Genomic DNA, 1485 nt, shown 5'->3' on the forward strand with positions numbered 1-1485 from the left:
GCATTGTTAAAGGGCATGATGTTTTCAGCGCTCAAACCCGGTGGAGAGGACCGGTCGTCCGGATTAGTCTATCCAAGCCGGGATAGGGGCGCTGGAGCACGAAACGGTGGCAGGCCGCCATGACCATGAGCTGTGAGCTCGCTTTGTTACTTGGCCGCCCCTACGACTTGCCCGGCTGCGCTGCGAGCGCGGATCCGTAGATGTCGTGCAAGCCACTGGCTCCTGAGACAAAGGAGAACCAAGCATGCAAATCGTCGGCATGGACATCCACCGATCCTTCGCCCAAGTGGCGATCCTGGAGGACGGAACAATAATCCGACAGCTCCGCGTTGATCTCGTCCACGATCGGCTTGTCGCCTTTGCCAAGACACTCAGCCTCGAGGATGAGGTGGTCATCGAGGTAACGGGCAACAGCGCGGCGGTCGAACGTATTCTGCGCCCGCACGTTAAGCGCGTCGCGGTCGCCAATCCGAGGCTCGTTCGGGCGATCGCCTATGCGCGAGTCAAAACGGACAAGGTCGATGCTGGGACCCTGGCAAAGTTGCATGCTGCTGGCTTCTTGCCGGAGGTCTGGGTTGCTGACGAGGACACCTACAGCCGCCGGCGCCAGATGGCCGAGCGCGCTGGCGTCTTGGCGCAGATCATCCGGATTAAAGGACGCATGAAGGCTATCCTGCATGCCAACCTCATCCCTCCCTACAAAGGCTATCTCTTCGGCAAGCGCGGACAGCATTGGCTGGACAGTCTGCCTCTTCCATCGGAGGAGCGTGCGATGCTCCAACGTCTTATCACGGAACTCGAACGCGTGACGAAGCAACTGTCCGAAATCGACAAAGTCGTGGCCCGACAGGCTCTGGACGATCCACGGGCTCTCAAGCTGATGACGATCCCCGGCGTGAGTTCGGTCGTCGCATCGAGTGTACTGGCCTCCATCGGCGACATCGCACGCTTCCAGTCACCGCATAAGCTCAGCAGCTACTTCGGTTTGACCCCTCGAGTTCGGCAATCGGGAGAGCATCCGGCAAGGCATGGGCGTATCTCGAAACAGGGTAATCGTGACGCCCGCAAGATGCTGGTTGAAGCGGCCTGGTCGGCCAAGACGGCGCCGGGGCCGCTGCGGGCCTTCTTCAATCGCATGCAGAAGAAGCATGGGCCTGGAGTCGCGGCCGTCGCAACGGCACGTAAGCTCGCAGTGATGATCTGGCACGTCCTGACGACCGGGAAAGATTATGCTTACGCACGACCGGCGTTCACAGCGATGAAACTCCGGAAGGTGGCACTCAAGGCTGGAGCGCCTCGTGCCTATGGCAAGGCTGGCCCGGGTCGGGACTACTGGATCAAGGAACTGCGTGAGCGGGAAGTTGGCTATGTCGCACGCGTCGAGCAAGCGTACGAGCGGATGGTGGCGGCCTGGAAGGAGAAGCCAAAAAAAGTGGCCTTGAACTGACGATAGGGCTTCTCAACACCATCCGTGGTCAGGCAGAT

The 1485-nt window shown here is 60.2% G+C and carries 1 protein-coding gene; it reads left to right on the plus strand.

The genetic code is table 11. From position 1 onward, the window contains the following. Positions 1-259: 259 nt before the first annotated feature. Positions 260-1447, plus strand: a complete 1188-nt coding sequence (locus IVA79_RS14420) for an IS110 family transposase (RefSeq protein WP_247553801.1) — start codon at positions 260-262, stop codon at positions 1445-1447. Positions 1448-1485 lie beyond the last annotated feature (38 nt).

Source organism: Bradyrhizobium sp. 138 (assembly GCF_023074075.1).
GTDB lineage: Bacteria > Pseudomonadota > Alphaproteobacteria > Rhizobiales > Xanthobacteraceae > Bradyrhizobium.

Excerpts from the sequence above, each read along its gene's own strand:
- IVA79_RS14420 (WP_247553801.1), top strand. The coding sequence starts at position 260 with ATGGACATCCACCGATCCTTCGCCCAAGTGGCGATCCTGGAGGACGGA.